Below are 517 nucleotides of genomic sequence, written 5' to 3' on the forward strand. Positions count from 1 at the left end.
TTGGTATAGATTTAGTTGCGGCTTAAAATCCGAAGGATTTTCAGCATTAAGCAACTAAGATAGTAAATTGGTATGAATTTCCGAAAGGAAATTCAGTAGCAATTGAATATATACCTTGTTAGCTGTAGTATTGTTTTATTTTATGTGATTCAGCTGGCGAAATTGTAGAAAGAAAACTTATTTTTATTCCACTTTTTTTTGCGCGACATTCCGTTTTACCGTTTCCGTTTTTTTAGTTTCTGTTCCGTTTTGAGCGACAGAATTCGACCGCAATTTATTCAATTCCGTACGAGTCAGTTTTAGAGTTCAGTTCCGTTTACCGTTTTAAAATTCAGATCCATAACAGGCTAAAATTCTGTTTTCAATTTTTTAAAGTTACGTTGCTAAAAATCAACACGAATTGAGCGTTTTTGGTTGATGCAATATTACAGCTAACGGTCCCGTATAACCGTCAGTTACGGTTTTCAAGTTAATAATTTTCGGTTAAGAACTGACGTTAGCAATTCCGAGTGGATTC

It is taken from the genome of Mesoflavibacter sp. CH_XMU1422-2, assembly GCF_037029245.1.
Lineage (GTDB): Bacteria > Bacteroidota > Bacteroidia > Flavobacteriales > Flavobacteriaceae > Mesoflavibacter > Mesoflavibacter zeaxanthinifaciens.